19 protein-coding genes are annotated in these 19865 nt (G+C 71.4%); 7 read left to right on the forward strand and 12 right to left on the reverse strand.

Annotation, left to right across the window (positions count from 1 at the left end; translation table 11 throughout):
- Positions 1-98 precede the first annotated feature (98 nt).
- From J2S46_RS25580 to J2S46_RS25590, 3 genes are all read left to right on the forward strand, one after another.
- Complete coding sequence (locus tag J2S46_RS25580; protein ID WP_191289452.1) at positions 99-1409, forward strand: extracellular solute-binding protein; 1311 nt, start codon at positions 99-101, stop codon at positions 1407-1409.
- A 173-nt stretch (positions 1410-1582) separates the two neighbouring features.
- Positions 1583-2644, forward strand: a complete 1062-nt coding sequence (locus tag J2S46_RS25585) for an SIS domain-containing protein (protein ID WP_191289453.1) — start codon at positions 1583-1585, stop codon at positions 2642-2644.
- A 759-nt stretch (positions 2645-3403) separates the two neighbouring features.
- Positions 3404-4924 carry a sensor histidine kinase gene (locus J2S46_RS25590; protein ID WP_073926186.1) on the forward strand — a complete coding sequence of 507 codons (1521 nt, stop codon included), beginning with the start codon at positions 3404-3406 and terminating at the stop codon, positions 4922-4924.
- A 450-nt stretch (positions 4925-5374) separates the two neighbouring features.
- On the opposite strand, the gene J2S46_RS25595 is transcribed toward J2S46_RS25590, so the two are convergent.
- A complete protein-coding gene (locus tag J2S46_RS25595; protein WP_014138019.1) occupies positions 5375-5626 on the reverse strand; it encodes a WhiB family transcriptional regulator in 252 nt (83 codons plus the stop codon).
- A 371-nt stretch (positions 5627-5997) separates the two neighbouring features.
- A complete protein-coding gene (locus J2S46_RS25600; protein WP_073926185.1) occupies positions 5998-6969 on the reverse strand; it encodes a diacylglycerol/lipid kinase family protein in 972 nt (323 codons plus the stop codon).
- A 50-nt stretch (positions 6970-7019) separates the two neighbouring features.
- Between J2S46_RS25600 and J2S46_RS25605 the strand changes: the two genes are divergently transcribed.
- Positions 7020-7445: a hypothetical protein gene (locus J2S46_RS25605; protein WP_191289454.1), complete on the forward strand. Its 426-nt coding sequence runs from the start codon at positions 7020-7022 to the stop codon at positions 7443-7445.
- Positions 7446-7532: 87 nt separating this feature from the next.
- Here J2S46_RS25605 and J2S46_RS25610 read toward each other — a convergent pair whose 3' ends face one another.
- From J2S46_RS25610 to sodN, 5 genes are all read right to left on the reverse strand, one after another.
- Positions 7533-8666 carry an RNA polymerase sigma factor SigF gene (locus J2S46_RS25610; protein ID WP_370882242.1) on the reverse strand — a complete coding sequence of 378 codons (1134 nt, stop codon included), beginning with the start codon at positions 8664-8666 and terminating at the stop codon, positions 7533-7535.
- 177 nt (positions 8667-8843) lie between these two features.
- Positions 8844-9257: an ATP-binding protein gene (locus J2S46_RS25615; RefSeq protein ID WP_190209468.1), complete on the reverse strand. Its 414-nt coding sequence runs from the start codon at positions 9255-9257 to the stop codon at positions 8844-8846.
- 313 nt (positions 9258-9570) lie between these two features.
- Complete coding sequence (locus tag J2S46_RS25620) at positions 9571-10047, reverse strand: GNAT family N-acetyltransferase (RefSeq protein WP_190209467.1); 477 nt, start codon at positions 10045-10047, stop codon at positions 9571-9573.
- A 66-nt stretch (positions 10048-10113) separates the two neighbouring features.
- On the reverse strand, positions 10114-10488 hold the full coding sequence (locus J2S46_RS25625) for a nuclear transport factor 2 family protein (RefSeq protein WP_191289456.1): 375 nt from the start codon (positions 10486-10488) through the stop codon (positions 10114-10116).
- Positions 10489-11003: 515 nt separating this feature from the next.
- The gene (sodN, locus tag J2S46_RS25630; RefSeq protein WP_191289457.1) at positions 11004-11399 is read right to left on the reverse strand and encodes a superoxide dismutase, Ni; all 396 of its coding nucleotides are present in this window, start codon (positions 11397-11399) and stop codon (positions 11004-11006) included.
- Positions 11400-11583: 184 nt separating this feature from the next.
- Here sodN and sodX point away from each other — a divergent pair, with 184 nt between their 5' ends.
- Positions 11584-12024, forward strand: a complete 441-nt coding sequence (gene sodX / locus J2S46_RS25635; RefSeq protein WP_191289591.1) for a nickel-type superoxide dismutase maturation protease — start codon at positions 11584-11586, stop codon at positions 12022-12024.
- Positions 12025-12060: 36 nt separating this feature from the next.
- On the opposite strand, the gene J2S46_RS25640 is transcribed toward sodX, so the two are convergent.
- The 5 genes from J2S46_RS25640 to J2S46_RS25660 all read right to left on the reverse strand — a co-directional run bounded on the left by J2S46_RS25640 (position 12061) and on the right by J2S46_RS25660 (position 16945).
- The gene (locus J2S46_RS25640; RefSeq protein WP_073926178.1) at positions 12061-12648 is read right to left on the reverse strand and encodes a CGNR zinc finger domain-containing protein; all 588 of its coding nucleotides are present in this window, start codon (positions 12646-12648) and stop codon (positions 12061-12063) included.
- A 139-nt stretch (positions 12649-12787) separates the two neighbouring features.
- The gene (locus J2S46_RS25645) at positions 12788-13588 is read right to left on the reverse strand and encodes an amino acid ABC transporter ATP-binding protein (RefSeq protein WP_370882243.1); all 801 of its coding nucleotides are present in this window, start codon (positions 13586-13588) and stop codon (positions 12788-12790) included.
- Entirely contained in the window at positions 13588-14457 is an 870-nt protein-coding gene (locus J2S46_RS25650) for an amino acid ABC transporter permease (protein ID WP_191289593.1), read from the reverse strand. The genes J2S46_RS25645 and J2S46_RS25650 overlap by 1 nt, the downstream gene beginning before the upstream one ends.
- A 163-nt stretch (positions 14458-14620) precedes the next feature.
- A complete protein-coding gene (locus tag J2S46_RS25655; RefSeq protein WP_073926175.1) occupies positions 14621-15559 on the reverse strand; it encodes an ABC transporter substrate-binding protein in 939 nt (312 codons plus the stop codon).
- A gap of 453 nt (positions 15560-16012) precedes the next feature.
- Positions 16013-16945, reverse strand: coding sequence for an ABC transporter substrate-binding protein (locus tag J2S46_RS25660; RefSeq protein WP_191289458.1), 933 nt, complete (start codon positions 16943-16945; stop codon positions 16013-16015).
- Positions 16946-17523: 578 nt separating this feature from the next.
- Between J2S46_RS25660 and J2S46_RS25665 the strand changes: the two genes are divergently transcribed.
- Together J2S46_RS25665 and J2S46_RS25670 are read left to right on the forward strand one after the other, a co-directional pair.
- Positions 17524-18720, forward strand: a complete 1197-nt coding sequence (locus tag J2S46_RS25665; RefSeq protein WP_191289459.1) for an NAD(P)-dependent malic enzyme — start codon at positions 17524-17526, stop codon at positions 18718-18720.
- 130 nt (positions 18721-18850) lie between these two features.
- Positions 18851-19813, forward strand: a complete 963-nt coding sequence (locus tag J2S46_RS25670; protein ID WP_191289460.1) for a zinc-binding dehydrogenase — start codon at positions 18851-18853, stop codon at positions 19811-19813.
- Positions 19814-19865 lie beyond the last annotated feature (52 nt).

Consider the following 19865-nt stretch of genomic DNA (forward strand, 5'->3'; position numbering starts at 1 on the left):
ATTGACCCTCCCAGGCTCCGCGCTGCCCACCTCGGTGATCCCGGTGGCTCGAACACGCCGTCGGTGGGCACATTTTTTTGCACCCTCGGGAGGATGACGTGAAGCGTCAGCTCATGGCGATGTTCGGGATCGCGGCGCTCGCCGCCTCGGTCGCGGGATGCGGTTCCGGAGCCGGCCCCGCGCAGGACGGGGCCACCAAGGCGGCGGACCCCAAGCAGATGACGGGCACCGTCACCGTCTGGCTGATGAACGACGCACAGACCAGCTGGCCGGAGCTGGTGCAGCGGGTCAACGACGACTTCGCCGCCAAGTACCCGAAGGTCACCCTGAAGCTGGCCTACCAGGAGTGGACCCAGAAGGTCGCCAAGCTGGACGGCGCGCTGGAGCAGGGCGCCGCCCCCGACGTGGTCGAGCTCGGCAACACCGAGACGATGAAGTACATCCTCAACGGCTCGCTCGCGCCGGTCGACAAGGCCAGCTTCGACAACGCCGACAACTGGATCCGCGGCCTGGTCAACACCTGCACCTACCAGGACAAGCTGTTCTGCGTCCCGTACTACGCCGGTGCCCGCGTCGGCATCTACAACTCGGCGATGCTCCAGCAGGCCACCGGCTCCGCGGACCTCCCGCAGAACGAGGACGACCTGCGCGCCGCGCTCGACAAGGTCGCGGACAAGAACAAGGCCGACAAGACCTACTCCGCGCTCTACCTGCCCGGCCCCTACTGGTACGCGGCCATGAGCTACGTCGCCGCCTACGGCGGTGCCATCGCCCGCTTCGACAGCGCCGGGAACTGGCACGGGACGCTCAACGACCCCAAGTCCCAGCAGGGCGTCCAGCACTTCGTCGACCTGGTGCAGAAGTACAACCACAACGACCTGACGGTCAACGAGAGCGGCCAGGCCACCGTCCTCGCCCGCAAGCGTGCCGCCGTGCTCTACGGCAACGGCTGGGAGGCTGGCAGCGCCGTCGCCCCGGTCACCGGCGACCCGACCCTGAAGGACGCGGTCAAGGTGGCCACCATGCCCGGCCCGGGCGGCAAGCCGCTGCCCTCCTTCATCGGCGGCTCCGACCTGGCGGTCACCGCCAAGTCGCCCGTCCGGGACCTCGCCGCGGACTGGATCCGGATGTTCACCAGCACCAAGTCCGAGCAGTTCCTCGCGGACAAGGACATCCTGCCGAACAACCTGAGCCAGCTGGAGCCGCTGAAGAGCAAGCCCGCCACGGCGGCCGCGGCCAACGCCGTGCCGGACGCCTGGTTCACCCCGCTGGCGCCGGGCTGGGGCGCGATCGAGAAGCAGAACGTGCTGGTCAACATGCTGAACTCGATCTTCAAGGGCAAGTCGGTGGACCAGGCCACCAAGGAGGCCGACGCCTTGATCAACCAGTTGATCAACAACCCGGCCTGACCCTGCGCGAGCGCCGTCCGGGCCCCCGGACGGCGCTCCCGGCTGCGCCCGCCGCGGGCGCCCCCGTAGGATTGCAGCGCAATCACCGCAGCGAGTGTGCGGACTCGCCGCCGTAGAGGTCCCCGCCGGGCAGCCGCCCGCAGGGGTTGAACCATCTCATCGGAGGCATCCAGATGTCCGACCCGCAGACCCTCTCAGCCGTCCCCGGCCGGATCATGGCGGCGGAGATGGCCGAGCAGCCGGCCGTCCTGCAACGCATCCTCGACGAGGGCGCCCCCAAGATCCGGGAGATCGCCGCCGAGATCGCGTCCCGCAACCCGCGCTTCGTCCTGCTGACCGCCCGCGGCACGTCCGACAACGCGGCGCTGTACGCGAAGTACCTGATCGAGATCCTGCTGGGCAAGCCCGCCGGCCTCACCTCGATGTCCACCACCACCGCCTACGGCGCCAAGCCGGACCTCACCGACGTCCTGGTCGTCACCGTCAGCCAGTCCGGCGGCTCGCCCGACCTGGTCGCCTCCACGAAGGCGGCCCGCGAGGCCGGCGCCATCACGCTGGCCGTGACCAACAACGCCGCGTCCCCGCTCGCCGAGGTCTCCGAGTTCCACATCGACGTGCTGGCCGGCCCGGAGAAGGCGCTGCCGGCCACCAAGACCTACACCGCCGAGCTGCTCGCGCTCTACCTGCTGGTCGAGGGCCTGCGCGGCGGGGACGGCTCGGCCGCCAAGGCGCTGCCGGGCCTGGCCGCCGGCATCCTGGCCCGGCAGGCCGAGATCAAGGCGCTGGCCGAGCGCTACCGGTTCGCCCAGCGCCTGGTCATCACCTCGCGGGGCTACGGCTACCCGACGGCCCGCGAGGCGGCCCTCAAGCTGATGGAGACCACCTACATCCCGGCCTCGCCGTTCTCCGGGGCGGACCTCCTGCACGGCCCGCTGGCGATGGTGGACAACGTCTCCCCGGTCATCGCGATCGTGCCGGACGGCAAGGGCGGGGAGGCCCTGCAACCCGTCCTGGACCGCCTGCGCGGCCGGGGTGCGGACCTGGTGGTGATCGGCCAGCAGAACCAGGTCGACGCCGCCTCCGCGGGCTTCGCGCTGCCGGCCGGCGTGCCCGAGGAGGTCCAGACGATCCTGGAGATCCTGCCGCTGCAGCTGCTGGCCTACGAGGTCACCATCGCCCGCGGGCAGGACCCGGACGCCCCGCGCGCCCTGGCGAAGGTCACCGAGACCCACTGACGCCCGGCAGCACGACGAAGCGCCCGTCCACAGCCTGTGGACGGGCGCTTCGGCATGACGGGGGTGCTGCTCGGGTGCCGGGGAAGCACTACGGGCCACGGCGCCGACACGGGACCCTCAACCCTCCCTCCTCGCCCGCCGGCGACGAGGTGGGGCCCATGGCACCGCGGCCCGGAGCTGTCGTCGGACGCCTGGCGACCTGAGGGGAAAAGCACTACGGGCCACGGCGCCGACACGGGACCCTCAACCCTCCCTCCTCGCCCGCCGGCGACGAGGTGGGGCCCATGGCACCGCGGCCCGGAGCTGTCGTCGGACGCCTGGCGACCTGAGGGGAAAAGCACTACGGGCCACGGCGCCGACACGGGACCCTCAACCCTCCCTCCTCGCCCGCCGGCGACGAGGTGGGGCCCATGGCACCGCGGCCCGGAGCTGTCGTCGGACGCCTGGCGACCTGAGGGGAAAAGCACTACGGGCCACGGCGCCGACACGGGACCCTCAACCCATGCGGCACCGCAGCCCGGAGCTGTCGTCGGACGCCGGTTTCGACCGAGAACTGTGCGGGGTCCTCGCTCGGCGATGTCCGACCGAGGAGCGGCCGCGCGCGGTCAGGGCAGTTTGCGCGGGGGCCTCTCCTTGGTGCTTCTTCATTGTGGACTAGACCAATCTGGCTTGTCCAGGGCCCGGCCCGAATTGGTCTGGACAACCCGGTGGGGGCCTCCGGCAGGGCCCGGCGGCCGCGCTGCGACTACGCTCGGCCCTGTGCCCTCGCTGAATGAACTCGTCCGCCGCCACACCACCCTGACCGGTGCCGATGTGGAGTGGCTCCACATGCTGGTCTCGGAGTGGCAGCTGCTCTCCGACCTCTCCTTCGCCGACCTGGTGCTCTGGATCCCCACCTGGGACGGCATCCGGTACGTCTCGGTGGCCCAGATGCGGCCCAACACCGGCCCGACGTCGTACCAGGACGACATGGTCGGCCACCTGGTGCCGCGCGGCCGGCGCCCGCTGCTGGACGCCGCCTTCGACGAGGGCCGGATCGTCCGCGAGGGCGACCCGGAGTGGCGCGAGGAGGTGCCGGTGCGGGTCGAGTCGATCCCCGTCCGGCGCGAGGGCAAGGTGCTGGGGGTGATCGCCCGCAACACCAACCTGCTGACCGTCCGCACGCCCAGCCGGCTGGAGCTCACCTACCTGCAGAGCGCCTCGGACCTTGCCCAGATGATCGCGGCCGGCTCCTTCCCCTACCCGGGCGTGGAGCAGACCGACATGGACGCGGCGCCCCGGGTCGGCGACGGCCTGATCAGGCTGGACGCGGACGGCATCGTCACCTACGCCAGCCCCAACGCGCTCTCGGCGTACCACCGGCTCGGACTGACCACCGACCTGGTGGGCAGTCACCTGGGTCGCAGCACCGCCGAGCTGGCGCCGCCCTCGCGCGGCGCGGTGCACGAGGCGCTGGTGAAGCTGGCCAGCGGGTGGGCGCCCCGGCAGACCGAGGTGGAGGCGCAGGGGGGAGTGGTGACCCTGCGGGCCATCCCGCTCAAGCCCAAGGGGGTGCTCACCGGCTCGCTGGTGCTGGCCCGGGACGTCACCGAGCTGCGCCGGCGCGACCGCGAGCTGATGACCAAGGACGCCACCATCCGGGAGATCCACCACCGGGTGAAGAACAACCTGCAGACGGTCGCGGCGCTGCTGCGGCTGCAGTCCCGCCGGATGGACTCGGACGCCGGGCGGGCCGCGCTGGACGAGGCGGTGCGCCGGGTCGGTTCGATCGCGATCGTGCACGAGACGCTGTCGCAGACGCTGGACGAGCAGGTCGCCTTCGACGAGATCGCCGACCGGGTGCTGGCGATGGTCATGGAGCTGTCCCAGGACGGCCGGGTCGCGACCCGCCGCAGCGGCAGCTTCGGCATCCTGTCCGCCGAGGTGGCGACGCCGCTGGCGATGGTGCTGACCGAGCTGCTGCAGAACGCGCTGGAGCACGCCTTCGGCGGCAAGGACGCCGGGAACCTGGAGGTGAGCGCCCTGCGCGGGCGGGCGCCGGCCACCGGGATGGGCTGGTCGGACAGCTGGAACGGCGGGGCGAAGCCGGAGGAGTACCTGCTGATCACGGTGCAGGACGACGGTCGGGGGATGCCCGAGGGGTTCGACCCGCAGCAGGCGGGCAACCTGGGCCTGCAGATCGTCCGGACGCTGGCGACCGGCGAGCTGGGCGGCACCTTCGACATGGTGGCGGCGCCGGACGGCGGCACGAAGGTGGTGCTGGAGATCCCGGTCCGCTGACCGGCCGGCCGCGACTTCTCCCCCGGGGGGGGGTGAACGGCGGTCCGGGGCAGGGAAGTTGGGGGCGCGCGCAACTGCCGCGGGCGCCCCTCGTGGCCGGTGGGCGCCTGGGCGGGGCATCGCAGAGACAAAAACGAGGCCCTGTCGACCGGGGGGGGGTGGGTCGACAGGGCCTCTCAACCCGTTCCGGCCGTCGGGGGGAGTCGGCCGGAACGGGGGCTCTGGGTGATGCGACGTTCACCGACGCGTTGCGCACGGTGAGCGCCCTAGGCCCACAATATTGCTCTCAGTGAGCAGTATCAAGTACCTGGGCCGCTCGGCGTCGCGGAACCTCACCGGAGTGCGGCCCCTCATGCGGAAGGCTTCGCCAGAAGAGGCAGGGAAGCCCTTGATCATGGGTTGATCGGGTCGTGCGGCCGCCGGGTGACCCGACGGCTGTTGGTGCTTCGATCAGGCGGTGCGGGCGCGGTTGCGGGCAGCGCGGCGCTTCATCGCGCGACGCTCGTCCTCGCTCATACCGCCCCAGACGCCGGCGTCCTGGCCGGTCTCAAGAGCCCACTGCAGGCACTGCTCCATTACGGGACAGCGGCGGCACACGGCCTTGGCTTCCTCGATCTGCAGCAGAGCAGGACCGGTGTTCCCGATCGGGAAGAAAAGCTCCGGGTCCTCTTCGCGGCAGACAGCGCGGTGGCGCCAGTCCATGGTCGTCCAACTCCTCCTGCCGGCAGGCGGTGGCCCGGCCGGCGCAATCGATGGGCTTGTGAATGTGAACGCTTTCACGAATCCCTCAACAGCAAAAGGGACCAAAGGCCCATCGGGCCCGGGTGGTCTGTGCTGGGGTGGGGTTCGGGTGATTCAGGGGAAGCGCCCCGGCCACGTCCGTCAGGCTCTGACGTTGTTGCCGCTGCGATGCGTCCCGATCGCCATGTAGAGGTTCGCAAACCTCGGGCCCGGATACAACCCCCTTCGAGCAGGAATTTTTGATTCTTCGGTGTCGCCTAGCTCACAGCCCGTACTTCTATGGAGTGAAGGGGGCTTGTGCGTTCGAGAAGAAGGGCGAAACCCTCTTCTGGTCACACAATCACACGCAGTGCCCGCCGAACGCCTGTGAAACTGACGCGACTCCTGTCTCCAAGGTGGTCCCCGTCGACCTGAAACGGGGCCGGTTCCTGTGAAACCAAGGTGAAGTGCCGGACGTCGTGATAGGAGATGGCGTGTTTGCCCAGCGGCCCCGCCGCCTGCGCGTCGTCCTTCGAAGGCGTGTGTGACCGCAGGATCTGACGGACCGTTCGAGCGGTTCCGAACGCCGTCATCCGGGTGATGCCGAAAACGTCCAAGTCCGTGTCGAAGGAAGCGAGCGGGGAGGGATACACCGGACGATTCCCGAGGAAGGTCCACGGCGAGGTGTTGCTGACTATGGTCAGCACCAGGCCCGGGGTCGGCGCCCGGCCCGGAATCTCAAGGGTCACCTGGCCCGCCCGGCGGTGTTCACGCTCGGTGACGTAGTGCCGCAGTGCCTGCCCGACGTAGAGCGCGTGGGTGGACTTGCGCCCCGCCCTGCGCTGCTCCTCCACCCGGCCCACCACGCCGGCGTCGAAGCCCAGGCCCGCGGTGAAGGTGAACCAGCGGTCCGGCAGGCCCTCGGTCATCGCCTTGCCCAGACCGACCGGGCGCTCCCGGCGCTGGTCCAGGGCGTCCAGCAGCACCCCGGTGGCCTCCACCGGGTGGTTGGGCAGCCCGAGCGCGCGGGCGAACACGTTGGTGCTGCCGCCGGGAACCACCGCGAGCCGCGGCACCCGCTCGCCGGGGCCGTGCGCCAGGAGGCCGTTCACCACCTCGTTGACCGTGCCGTCGCCGCCCAGGGCCACCACGAGGTCCACCGCGCCGTCGTCCGCCGCCTGCCGGGCCAGGTCGCGGGCGTGCCCGCGGTACTGGGTGTGGGCGACCTCCAGCTTGAGGTCGCTGCGCAGCGCATGGGTGAGGACGTCCCTGGTGCGGGCACTGGTGGTGGTCGCCTTCGGATTCACGACCAGGAGAGCGCGCATGGGCCCAGCCTACGGGTCGGTACCCGGAGGGCGGCGGCTACCCTGCTTGAGTGACCGCAGAAACCGCCGGCCGGACGCCCGCCACCGCCACCCGCCCCACCTCGCTGATCGTCGGCGCGGCGATCGCCGCGCTCCAGGGCGCGGCCCTGGTCGTCTGGGGCGGCTACGACATGATCGCCGCGCTGGTCGGGGACCCGATCGACCGGGGGCTGAGCGTGTTCGGCGGCTTCGTCATCCTGCTGCTCGGCGCGATGCCGCTGCTCGCCGCCCGCGGTCTGCTGAAGCTCCGCAGCTGGGGCCGGAGCCCGGCGGTGCTGACCAGTTCGATCTGCCTGCCGGTGGCCTACTACATGTGGCAGAGCGGCGGCGTGATGGCGGTGCTGGCGGTGCTCGTGGCGCTGTTCGGGATCGTCGGCATCGGCGCGCTGCTGAACCCGACGGTGACCGCCGTGCTGTACCCGCCGCGCGAGGCCTGAGCGGCCCGGCGAGGGCCGGCAGCGGGGCGGGAGACGCCGAACGCCGGCACACCCGAGGGTGTGCCGGCGTTCGGCGTCCGCGGGGCGCTACTCCTCGACGAGGAGCTTCTCCCGCAGTTGCGCCAGGGTCCGGGCGAGCAGCCGGGAGACGTGCATCTGGGAGATGCCGACCTCGGTGGCGATCTGCGACTGCGTCATGTTCCTGAAGAACCGCAGGACGAGGATCTTCTGCTCGCGGGGCGGGAGTTGGGCCAGCAGCGGCTTGAGCGACTCCCGGTACTCGACGCCCTCCAGCGCCTCGTCGGTCGTCCCCAGGGTGTCCGCCACGGCCGGCGACTCGTCGTCGCTGTCCGGGACGTCCAGCGAGAGCGTGCTGTACGCGTTGGCGGACTCCAGGCCCTCCAGCACGTCCTCCTCGGAGATCCCCAGGTGCTCCGCCAGCTCGTGCACCGTGGGGGAGCGTCCGTGCCGCTGGGAGAGCTCGCTGGTCGCCGTGGTCAGCGACAGCCGCAGCTCCTGCAGCCGGCGCGGGACCCGGACGGCCCAGCCCTTGTCGCGGAAGTGCCGCTTGATCTCGCCCACGATGGTCGGCGTCGCGTAGGTGGAGAACTCCACCCCGCGCTCGTGGTCGAAGCGGTCCACCGACTTGATCAGGCCGATGGTGGCGACCTGGGTGAGGTCGTCCAGCGGCTCGCCGCGGTTGCGGAAGCGCCGGGCCAGGTGCTCCACCAGCGGGATGTGCATCCGGACCAGCTGGTTGCGCAGTTCCACCCGCTCGGCCGAGCCCTCGGGCAGGGCGGAGAGCCGCACGAACAGCGCCCGGGCGGCCTCCCGGTCCGGGGCCCCGGACCGGTGCGGGGTGGGCTGCGCCGGCACGGCGGCGCGCACCGCGGTGCCGGCCGCCTCGGCCGCCTCGGCGTCCGGGACGTCCGTGGTGTCCTCGTCCGGCAGCGCGGCCGCCGTTTCGGCCGACGGCTCGGCCGCGGGCTCGGTCGACGGCGGCGGCGTCGACGGATCGGACGTCGGCTCGGTCGGCTGGCTCATCCGGTGGGCGTCCTTCGGGTGCGCGTCGTCGTGGGCGGCGAGGCCGGGAACGCTCGCCTGGGGCGGTACGGCCCGTCCGGCCGTCGCGAGGGCGCGGGCCTGCGCGACGGCGTCGGCAGCCGCTTCGGCGGAGCCGGCCGTTCGCCGGTCGGTACCCGTACGGTCCAGATCACTCACGGCCATTCCCCCGTTCCGTTCCGGGAGCGCCGGAGCCGCGGTCGCGGCCCCGGAGTCATCTCGTTGGTCGTACCGCGATGGGCGGTACCGGGAGCCGTACGCGCGGCCCGGGTGCGGCGCCGGGCGTACGGCCCTTGCTCGGTGGTGCGTCGTGCGCCGCGCTCGCGCGCGGCGCCGCTACGGCTGGGCCGGGGATCCACCGCGCTTCTTGTGCAGGCTGATCGACACTGTCCTGTCGTCGGCGACCGAGGAGTCCACCTCGCCGGCCAGTGCGGAGAGCACCGTCCAGGCGAAGGTGTCCCGCTCGGGGGCCCGGCCGTCGGTGGTCGGCGCCGAGACGGTGACCCTGAGCGAGTCGCCGACCAGCCGGAACTCGCAGGAGAGGACCGAACCCGGCACCGCCTGCTGGAGCAGGATGGCGCAGGCCTCGTCCACCGCGATCCGGAGATCCTCGATCTCGTCCAGGGTGAAGTCCAGCCGGGCCGCGAGGCCCGCCGTTGCTGTTCGCAGCACCGAGAGGTAGGCCCCCGCCGCGGGCAGCCGGACTTCCACGAAGTCCTTCACTCCGGGCTCGCCGTCGATCTGGGACACCCTCACCTCCTGGGTGACGCGCTGTGCTTCCGGCCCCGAGGCCGCGGCACTGTCTGTTGCTTGGCTCAACTGCTTCGCCCCAACTGTCCAGAGGGGTGGTGCGGTACGTACCGGTTCATACCCCGGTAGGGGTGGCCGGACGCCGCGCATCCGCCCGAGACGTTACCGCGATCAGTGGGCGGATGTCGCGATCCTTGACCGTCGTCACGGGAACGAGCGACTCCGGAACCAAGGGTCACTCATGGTAAGCCCTCGCGACGCAGGGTGGCAGGGGTCGGCGCCACCGGCTTTCGGGCGGACCGGCGGCGGCCGGTCAGCGGCGGCCGGCCTCCGCCAGGGCCTCGTCGGTCAGCCGGTAGACGGTCCAGCCGTCCATCGGCACCGCGCCGAGCGACTTGTAGAAGTTGATCGACGGCTCGTTCCAGTCGAGCACCGACCACTCCACCCGCGAGTAGCCGCGCTCCACCGCGATCCGGGCCAGCTCCAGCAGCAGGGCCTTGCCGTGGCCGCCGCCCCGGGAGGCCGGGCTGACGTACAGGTCCTCCAGGTAGATGCCGTGGGTGCCGCGCCAGGTGGAGAAGTTGAGGAACCACAGGGCGAAGCCGACCGGCTCGCCGGTGCTGTCGTCCTCGGCGATCAGGCCGAACAGTGCCGGGTTCGCGCCGAACAGCGCCTCACGCAGTTGCTCCTCGGTCGCCTGCGCCTCGTGCAGCGCCTTCTCGTAGTCCGCGAGCTCGCGGATCATGGCGTGGATGACCGGGACATCGGTTATGGCGGCGGTACGGATCATGTTGTCGAGGGTACTCAAAGTGCCGGCCGGGCGGGATGTGCCGATCCGGCGGGGCCGGCGGGCGGCTCACTCCTGCTCGTCCCAGGCCTGGATGGACGTCTGGTCGACGATCCGGCCGTCCCTGAGGTCGGCGACCGAGGTGCAGAGCACCCTGACCCCGTCCGGGTACAGGCAGGACTCCATGAAGGCCACGTGGTCGCCCTGGACCACGACCTGCTCCAGCTTGTGGGTCATCTCCCGGCCGTAGACGTCGGCCAGCATCGCACTGATCTCCGAGCGGCCGTGCATGACCAGGGGGTGGCTCGGCTGGGTCTTGTGGTCGACCATGCGGAGCTCGGCGTCGTCCGCGTACAGCGCGAGCAGCGTGTCCGCGTCCCGGTGCTCGATGCCCTCGCGGAGCGCTCCGGTGTCGAAGGCGGTCGGTGCCGCCGTGGTGCCCATGATGTCCCTCCTCCGGTTGAATCCGGTGATACCAACGAGCCTACGCCCGGGCCTTCGACCGGGCCCCACCGTGCACGGACGGGGCGCCCGGCCGAGGACCCGGCGGGCCGTGCGGGCCGACGGCCTCGGGCCCGCGACACGTCCCTCCCGCGACACGTCGGGCCCGCCCCGAGTCGGGTCGGCGAGGCCTCCGGCGGGCCGGACCGGGCCCGCCGGCCGCCGGAGCGGGCGCCTCCCGCTCGGGGGCCGCCGCCCCGGGCCGGAGGGGCGCCGGCCCCCGAGCGGGCCGGGGGAGTGGGCCGGGGGAGTGGGCCGGGGGAGCGGGCCACCCGCATGCCGCCGGACGGCAGGGCGGCGCCGCGGCGGGGAGACTGACCGGACGTCATGTGTGTCCGGCTCAGGTCCGGCCCGCCGCACCGGCGCCGCCCGGCCACGGGCATCCGGCGACGGGCAGCGCGACGCCCCCCGCTCGTCGGGCGAGCGGGGGGCGTCGTGGCGCGGGGTCCGATCAGGCGTCAGGCCTGCTTGGTCTCCCAGAAGATCTTGTCGACCTCGGCGATGAGGTCGAGCAGGGCCTGGCCGGTGGCCGGGTCCGTCGACGCCTTGGTGGCCGAGGCGGCCTTCAGGGTGTCGTTGATGAGCTGGTGCAGCTGCGGGTACTTCTCGAAGTGCGGGGCCTTGAAGTAGTCGCTCCAGAGCACCGAGATGTGGTGCTTGACGGCCTCGGCGCGCTGCTCCTTGATGATGATGGCGCGAGCGCGGAAGTGCGAGTCCTCGTTGGCCTGGTACTTCTCCTGCGTGGCCTTGACGGACTCGGCCTCGATCCGGGCCTGGGCCGGGTCGTAGACGCCGCAGGGCAGGTCGCAGTGGGCCTGGGCGGTGGCGCGAGGTGCAAACAGACGAGAGAACATGGGAGTCCTTCCTTAGATCGTCTTCCCGCGGCTGAGATTACCCCGCCGGACGGCGGCTTTCGCGGTGGCCCCGGGGGCCTAGGGCCAAAGGCGGAGCCTGAACCGGTTGATTTCGGACACGGGCGGGCGACGTCCGGTGCGGGACACTGGACGCGGTCAACCGGAGGAGGTAGGCGTGGGCCCGATGGAGGAGCCGACGGGCGGTGTGCCCGGCGGCGGTCTGCTGCCGTTCGGCGTGGTCGACGTCGCGGGGCCGTCGATGGTGCCGACGCTGCACGACGGCGACCTGGTGGTGGTCCGGTACGGGGCGCGGATCAGGCCGGGCGCGGTGGTGCTGTTCCGGCACCCGCTGCAGCAGGACCTGCGCCTGGTGAAGCGCGCGGACGGGCGGCGCGGGGGCGGCTGGTGGCTGCTCTCGGACAACCGGCCGGTGGACAGCGACAGCCGTCAGTTCGGCGCGGTGCCGGACGAGTTGGTGCTCGGCCGGGTGCTGCTGAGGGTGCGTCCCGGACCGGCCTGGCTGGCGCCGTCGCGGTGGCTGGAGCGGGCGCTGCTGGCAGGGCCGCTGGCCCGGGTGCCGGGGCTGGCCCGGCGGCTGGGGGTCTGGCTCAGCCCGGAACCGTGACCGTCGCGCCCGCCCCGGCGCTCCGGCCCGGCCGGCTCAGGCCTGGGCGGCCGTAGCCTCCAGGGCCTCCTGGCGCTTGCGGGCCCGGTACGCGGCGACATTGGCGCGGGTGGCGCAGCGGTCGGAGCAGTAGCGGCGCGAGCGGTTGGTCGAGGTGTCCAGGTAGGCGTTGCGGCAGGGGGCGGCCTGGCAGATGCCGAGCCGGTCGGCGCCGAGCTCGGTCAGGTGGATGGCCAGGCCCATGCAGGCCACCGCGGTGTAGTTGGCGGCGGCGGTGGGCGCGTTGTCGGCGAGGTGCAGGTGCCAGCGCGGGCGGCCGTTCTCGTCGAGGTAGTCGTGACCGGAGACCAGCGGGCTGACCGGGTACTCGATCATCAGGCTGTTCAGCAGGTCGACGCCGCGTACCTCGTCGCCCTCGGCGGCGGCCTCGAAGACCCCGCGCAGCCTGGTCCGGGCGGCCCGCAGCCGGGGCAGGTCGGACTCGTCGGCGAGCGAGGCGGCCCGGGACGGGCTGCCGAACAGGCTCCGTACGGCGTCCACCGACGTCAGCTGGTCGGTGCCGCGCCAGGGCTGCTCGCTGTTGACGAGCCGGACGGCGAAGTCGGCGTACGAGGCGAGCTCCACGGTGGTCCTTCCAGGGCCGGTAACGGGTGAGCTGGCTCCAGCCTATTACTTTTGGGGGGAAACGCGGCGGCGCCCGGCAGGATGGGACCTGCCGGGCGCCGGACCCGCCCGGACCGGAGGCGCTGCTCCGGCGCGGGGGTCAGAGCACCTTGGAGAGGAACGCCCTGGTCCGCTCGTGCTGCGGGTTGGTGAGCACCTCGCGCGGGTTGCCGGACTCGACGACCACGCCGCCGTCCATGAACACCAGCGCGTCGCCGACCTCGCGGGCGAAGCCCATCTCGTGGGTCACGACGATCATCGTCATGCCCTCCTCGGCCAGGCCGCGCATGACGTCCAGGACGTCGCCGACCAGCTCGGGGTCGAGCGCGGAGGTGGGCTCGTCGAAGAGCATCAGCTTCGGCTTCATCGCCAGCGCGCGGGCGATCGCCACCCGCTGCTGCTGTCCGCCGGAGAGCTGGGACGGGTAGTTCTTGGCCTTGTCGGCCAGTCCGACCCGCTCCAGCAGGGCCATCGCCCGCTCCCGGGCGTCGCCCTTGCTCTCGCCCTTGACCTGGACCGGCGCCTCGATGACGTTCTCGATCGCGGTCATGTGCGGGAAGAGGTTGAAGCGCTGGAAGACCATGCCGATGTCCCGGCGCTTCATGGCGACCTCGCGGTCCTTGAGCTCGTAGAGCTTGTCGCCCTTCTGGCGGTAGCCCACCAGCTCGCCGTCCACCCAGAGGCGACCGCCGTTGACCTTCTCCAGGTGGTTGATGCACCGCAGGAAGGTCGACTTGCCCGAGCCGGACGGGCCGACCAGGCAGAACACCTCGCCCTGCTTGACCTCCAGGTCGATGCCCTTGAGCACCTCGACCAGGCCGTAGGACTTGTGCACGGACTCGGCCCTGACCATCGGGCCGGCCGGACCGCCCTCGGCGGGGGTCTTCGTCAGATCGGCCATCACAGACCGCCTCCTTCGCCGCCGCCGCCGTGGGGTGCCGCGTCGGCGGGCTTCGGTGCCGGTGTGGACTTGATGCCCTTGAACAGGCCGCTCAAGCGCTGCAGCGGGGTCGGCGGCAGCGAGCGGTTGGAGCCGCGGGCGTAGTGCCGCTCGATGTAGTACTGGCCCACGGTGAGGATCGAGGTGAGGAACAGGTACCAGAGGCTGACCACGATCAGCAGCGGGATGCTCTGGAAGTTGCGCGAGTAGATGTTCTGACCGGCCCGGAAGAGCTCCTCCAGGGCGATGACGCTGACCAGGGAGGTGGTCTTCAGCATCGAGATGGTCTCGTTGCCGGTCGGCGGGATGATCACTCGCATGGCCTGCGGCAGGATGATCCGGCGCATCGCGTCGAACCGGTTCATTCCCAGCGCCTGGGACGCCTCCAGCTGCCCCTCGTCCACCGACTGGATGCCGCCGCGGACGATCTCCGCCATGTACGCGGCCTCGTTCAGGCCGAGGCCCAGCAGCGCGGCGACGAAGGTCGGGATCAGGACGTTGGTCTGCTCCGACCAGAAGGCCGGGCCGAACGGGATGCCGATCGAGAGCTTGGCCCAGAGCACGCCGAGGAAGTTCCAGAACACCAGCTGGACCAGCACGGGTGTCCCGCGGAACACCCAGATGTAGACCCAGGCCGTGCCGGAGAGCAGCGGGTTCGGCGAGAGCCGCATCACCGCGAGCAGGATGCCGCCGATCACGCCCATGATCATGGCGAGCGCGGTCAGCTCCAGCGTGACCACCAGGCCGTGCAGGATGCGGTCGTCGAAGAGGTAGTGCCCGACGAGATCCCACTTGAAGGCGGGGACGGTCACGACGGCGTGGATCAGCATGGCCGTGAGCAGCAGGATGACTGCGGCTCCGACCCAGCGTCCGGGGTGGCGGACCGGGACGGCCTTGATGACATCAGGCCGTCCCGGGGCAGCCGGCCCCTTGTGGAGAGAGTTCACTTTGTGGCCTCAGAGGGGGGGTCGCGTGGAACGAGGACGGCGAGGGTCAGCTGGTGGCGCCGTTGAGCTGAGCCTTGTCGATCGCACCGGCGTCGACACCCCACTTCTGCAGGATCTCCTTGTACGTGCCGTCGTCCATCAGCGCCTGGACGGCCTTCTGGACGGCCGGGGTCAGCGCGGAGCCCTTGGCGAGCGCGATGCCGTACGGCGCGGAGTCGGTGGTGGCACCGAGCTTCTCCAGCTGGCCGCCGGTCTGCTTGAGGGCGTAGTCGATGACCGGGGAGTCCGCCATCATGACCTGGTCGCGGCCGGAGACCACGGCGTTGGTGACGTCCGTCTGCAGGTCGAACTTGTCGCCGTCGTTCGGGACGGTCGGCTTGCCGGCCTTCACGCACGCCGGGTTGATGACGTCGACGATCGCGTCGGCCTGGGTGGTGCCGGTCTGGACGGCGATCTTCTTGCCGCAGAGGTCGTCGGCGGAGATCTTGTCCGGGTTGCCCTTCTTGACCGCGGAGGCGGTGCCCGCGGTGAAGTAGGTGACCATGTCGACGGTCTGCTCGCGCTCCTTGGTGTCCGTGAAGGAGCTCATGCCGAGCTGGTACTTGTTCGCGCCGATGCCCGGGATGATCGCGGTGAAGCCGGCGTTCTGGACCTCGGCCTTGAGGCCGAGCTTCGCGGCGATGGCGTTGGCCAGGTCGACGTCCATGCCGACGATGGTGCCCTTGTCGTCCTGGAACTCGTTCGGGGCGTAGGAGGCGTCGGAACCGACGACCAGCTTGCCGCCCGACTTGATGTCGGCCGGGACGAGTGCCGCCAGGGCGGGGTCGGCCGTGACGGCCTTGACCGTGGCGCCCGCGCTCGCACCGGTGGAGCCGGAGCCCGAGGTGGAGTCGCCGCTGCTGCCGCAGGCGGTCAGGGCGAGCGTGGCGGAGGCGAGGACGGCGCAGGCCGCGAGAAGGCGGGTGCGCGGGGTACGAGCGGTCATGAGGGGGGTCTCCTCCTGATGGAGAGGTCGGGCGGAGTGCGCCGTCGGGGGTACGGCACACCGTGGGCCGGCTGTCCGTACTGCGCTGTACGGGCTGCGCTCGTCGTACGGGCCGAGCCGGTGGTGCTCAAGGTCTGCAGGTGGTGCCGGGTACTGATCCGCCACCCTCCGCCGAGGTGGACGTCGACCGAACCGCCTCGACCAGTGGCCGGCTCGATCCGAGTTGATGGGAATCCTGTCATCAGATGACCGCCAGAATGCCCTCATCCAGATCAAAATCGGATAACGAGGGGTCTTGGTGTCCGCTATTCGGACGAATACCGCGTCCCTGTCACCCTGTGTATAAGTATGCAGATCTGTTCGCGCCCGGCCCGGCGACCCGCCCGCGCCCGCTGCACAGCCCCCCGCGCGGCCGGATCGCCGACGCCCTTCGTCACCCCGCGTGACCCCGGGTCACAGCCCCCCGTTGATCGCCGCCGCCTGGGCGGCGCCCGCGCTGACGTTCCACTTCGCGAGGATCTTGTCGTACTCGCCGCTGCGGATCAGCTGGTCCAGCCCCTTCGCCACCGCGTCGCGCAGGGCCGTGTCGCTCTTGTTCACCGCGATCCCGTACGGGCTGGACTGCGACTGCGAGCCCGTCACCTCGAAGCGGTTCCCGTCGTCGGTGGTCTTGGCCGCGTACGCCGCCACCGGGAAGTCGTTGAAACCGGCCACCGCCGTGCCGGCCGCCACCTCGGCGAGGGCCTGGCTGTCGCTGTCGAAGCGGTGGACCTGCAGCGGCTTGCCCTGCCGGCTGCAGGCGGCGACCTGGCGGCCGATGATCTCGTCCTGGGTGGTGCCCCGCTGCAGCGCGACCGTGCGGCCGCAGATGTCGTCCAGCGTCCGGATCCCCTTCGGGTTGCCCTTCTGCACGATGATCGAGGTGCCGGCGATGAAGTAGTCCACGAAGTCCACGCCCGGCTGACCGGTCGGCTTGCCGTCCTCGCCGAGCGCGTCACGGCGCTGGGGCGTGTCGCTGATCGCGGACATCGCCACGTCGAACTGCCTGCCGTTGAGGCCCGGTATCAGCTTGTCGAACGGCGTGTCGACGATCTCGACCCGCAGGCCGAGGGCCTTCCCCAGGGCGTTGGCCAGGTCGGGGTCGAGGCCGTCCGGCTTGCCGTCCGCGCCGCGGAACTCCACCGGCGCGTAGTTCAGGTCGGAGCCGATCCGCAGCACCCCGGCGGTGCGCTGCGCCTTGGGGACGGCCGCCTTGACCACGTCGGCGGGGTCCTTCGAGGCCTCCTGGCCGCCGCAACCGGTGAGCAGCAGGGCGGAGGCGGTGGTGAGGGCGGCGGCGGCCGGCAGGGCCCGGCGGCCGGGGAGCAGGCAAGGGAGGTGGTGCAAGGTGGTGCTCCTCTGGGGGGCGAGGTGGTGCGACCGGCGTCCGCGAGGGCGCGGAAGTGACCAGAAAGGGGGATCCTCCCATCCCGCCCTGATGCGCCGGGCGGCGGGTGTGTCAGAATCTGCTATCGGGTGACCCCCGACCCCGAACACAGGCCGCCGGGCCGCGACAGGCCCGGGGTGCGAAGGAACGGAAGCCGGGAACGCCGGCTCCGTATCCCGAACACCGGCTCCCCTCCGTGTCTGCGTTCACTCCCACGGGTGTGCGTGTTCCTTCCTCCTTGCCGCCGCCGGGCCGGGTACTTCCGAAACCTGGCCTGTCAAGTGACCGGCAATGGGATGAAGAGCACGTGACGAGGACAAAAAGGCATAGGTGCGATGCCTTCGTCCGACCTACGCTCGGCCCGGAAGCACAGCGCAGACAACCAGACCCAAAAACCCTCACCCCGAGGGCGCCGCCCGACGGCAGCGCCCCGACCCCGATCCGGGTCCGCTTCGGCGTACCCGGTTTCCAGTTTCCCTGGACGGGGTCGACCGCCCGTCGGACCGCGCTCTCGCTGATCAATGACGAAGAGGTCATCGTGGCAGCGGAGATCATCCACCCCAACACCCAGGACACCGTCGACCCCGTCGACGCCGTTTTCGCGCTCCACCGCGGCGGCAAGATGGAGGTCCGGGCAACGGTGCCGGTGCGCGACGCGGACGATCTGTCCCTCGCCTACACCCCGGGTGTCGCCCGGGTCTGCACCGCCATCGCGGAGCAGCCCGAGCTGGTCAACGACTACACCTGGAAGTCCAACGTGGTCGCGGTCGTCACCGACGGCACCGCGGTGCTCGGGCTCGGCGACATCGGTCCCGAGGCCTCGCTCCCCGTGATGGAGGGCAAGGCGATCCTGTTCAAGCAGTTCGGCGGCGTCGACGCCGTGCCGATCGCGCTGGCCTGCACCGACGTGGACGAGATCGTCGAGACCGTGGTCCGGATGGCGCCCTCCTTCGGCGGCGTCAACCTGGAGGACATCTCGGCACCCCGCTGCTTCGAGATCGAGCGCCGGCTCCAGGACGCCCTGGACATCCCGATCTTCCACGACGACCAGCACGGCACCGCGATCGTCTCCACCGCCGCCCTGTGGAACGCCGCCAAGGTGACCGGCCGCGAGATCGGCGAGCTGCGGGCCGTCATCTCCGGCGCCGGCGCGGCCGGCATCGCCATCGCCAAGATGCTGGTGGCCGCCGGCATCGGCGACGTCTCCGTCTGCGACCGCCGCGGCGTGGTGTACGACGGCCGGGGCGACCTGACCGACGTCAAGGCCGAGATCGCCGCCGTCACCAACAAGGCCGGCCTCAAGGGCTCCCTCGCCGACGCCCTGAACGGCGCGGACGTCTTCATCGGCGTCTCCGGCGGCACCGTGCCGGAGGAGGCCGTCGCCACCATGGCGAAGGGCTGCTTCATCTTCGCGATGGCCAACCCCACCCCGGAGATCCACCCGGAGGTCGCGCACAAGTACGCCGCCGTGGTCGCCACCGGCCGCAGCGACTTCCCGAACCAGATCAACAACGTGCTGGCCTTCCCCGGCATCTTCGCCGGCGCGCTCCAGGTGCGGGCCACCCGGATCACCGAGGGCATGAAGCTGGCCGCCGCCCAGGCGCTGGCCGGCGTGGTCGCCGACGAGCTGACGGCGCAGAAGGTCATCCCGTCGCCGTTCGACGAGCGGGTCGCCCCGGCCGTCACCAAGGCGGTGGCCGAGGCCGCCCGGCGCGAGGGCGTCGCCCGCCGCTAGGCCGCGTCCTGGCAGGTCCGGCCGACGGCCGGCAGCGCCGGTAGCAGCTTTCGAGGGCCCGGGACACGCGGTGGAGGTCACACCGTCGCGTGGTTCCGGGCCTCGGCCGTCCGGCGCTATCGTCCGTGGCATGTTCGCTGCCTACGCCGCACGTATCGATGCCGACGACCCGCTGAGCGGACTGGAGGTCGGCGAACTCCCCGAGCCGCAGGCCCGGCCCGGCTGGAGCGTGGTGACGGTCCGTGCCGCCACCCTCAACCACCACGACCTCTGGTCGCTGCGCGGGGTCGGCCTGCCCGCCGAGCGGCTGCCGATGATCCTCGGCTGCGACGCCGCCGGTGTCGACGAGGACGGCAACGAGGTGGTCATCCACTCCGTGATCGGCCAGAGCGGCCACGGCGTCGGACCGGCCGAACCCCGCTCCATCCTGACCGAGCGCTACCAGGGCACCTTCGCGCAGAAGGTGGCCGTTCCCACCTGGAACCTGCTGCCCAAGCCCGCCGAACTCTCCTTCGCCGAGGCGGCCTGCCTGCCCACCGCCTGGCTGACGGCGTACCGGATGCTCTTCACCAACGCGGGGGTGCGCCCCGGCGACACCGTGCTGGTGCAGGGTGCCGGCGGCGGCGTCTCGACCGCCCTGGTGGTGCTCGGCAAGGCCGCCGGGCTGCGGGTCTGGGTCACCGGCCGGGACGAGGCCAAGCGCGCCCGGGCGGTCGAACTGGGAGCCGACGCGGCGTTCGAGAGCGGGGCCAGGCTGCCCGAGCGGGTGGACGCCGTGATGGAGACGGTCGGCGCCGCCACCTGGTCGCACTCCGTCAAGTCGCTGCGCCCCGGCGGGACGATCGTCATCTCGGGGGCCACCTCGGGGGCCAGCCCCAAGGCCGCCGAGCTCAACCGGATCTTCTTCCTGGAGCTCAAGGTGGTCGGCTCCACCATGGGCAGCAAGGAGGAACTGGCCGGGCTGCTGGCGCTCTGCGCCAACTCCGGCGTCCGGCCCGTGATCGACTCGGTGCTGCCGCTGGCCGACGCCCGGGAGGGCTTCGCCCGGCTCGCCAAGGGCGACGTCTTCGGCAAGATCGTCCTGACGCCGTGAAGCGCCGATGCGCCGACGTTCCCCGGCCCTGACGCCGTGAAGGACGGCGGGC

The sequence above is a fragment of the Kitasatospora herbaricolor genome (assembly GCF_030813695.1).
Classification (GTDB): Bacteria; Actinomycetota; Actinomycetes; order Streptomycetales; family Streptomycetaceae; genus Kitasatospora; species Kitasatospora herbaricolor.

Excerpts from the sequence above, each read along its gene's own strand:
- J2S46_RS25585 (WP_191289453.1), top strand. The coding sequence starts at position 1,583 with ATGTCCGACCCGCAGACCCTCTCAGCCGTCCCCGGCCGGATCATGGCG.
- J2S46_RS25595 (WP_014138019.1), bottom strand. The coding sequence starts at position 5,626 with ATGGACTGGCGCCACCGCGCTGTCTGCCGCGAAGAGGACCCGGAGCTT.
- J2S46_RS25600 (WP_073926185.1), bottom strand. The coding sequence starts at position 6,969 with ATGCGCGCTCTCCTGGTCGTGAATCCGAAGGCGACCACCACCAGTGCC.
- J2S46_RS25620 (WP_190209467.1), bottom strand. The coding sequence starts at position 10,047 with ATGATCCGTACCGCCGCCATAACCGATGTCCCGGTCATCCACGCCATG.
- J2S46_RS25625 (WP_191289456.1), bottom strand. The coding sequence starts at position 10,488 with ATGGGCACCACGGCGGCACCGACCGCCTTCGACACCGGAGCGCTCCGC.
- sodN (WP_191289457.1), bottom strand. The coding sequence starts at position 11,399 with ATGTTCTCTCGTCTGTTTGCACCTCGCGCCACCGCCCAGGCCCACTGC.
- sodX (WP_191289591.1), top strand. The coding sequence starts at position 11,584 with ATGGAGGAGCCGACGGGCGGTGTGCCCGGCGGCGGTCTGCTGCCGTTC.
- J2S46_RS25645 (WP_370882243.1), bottom strand. The coding sequence starts at position 13,588 with ATGGCCGATCTGACGAAGACCCCCGCCGAGGGCGGTCCGGCCGGCCCG.
- J2S46_RS25650 (WP_191289593.1), bottom strand. The coding sequence starts at position 14,457 with ATGCTGATCCACGCCGTCGTGACCGTCCCCGCCTTCAAGTGGGATCTC.
- J2S46_RS25655 (WP_073926175.1), bottom strand. The coding sequence starts at position 15,559 with ATGACCGCTCGTACCCCGCGCACCCGCCTTCTCGCGGCCTGCGCCGTC.
- J2S46_RS25670 (WP_191289460.1), top strand. The coding sequence starts at position 18,851 with ATGTTCGCTGCCTACGCCGCACGTATCGATGCCGACGACCCGCTGAGC.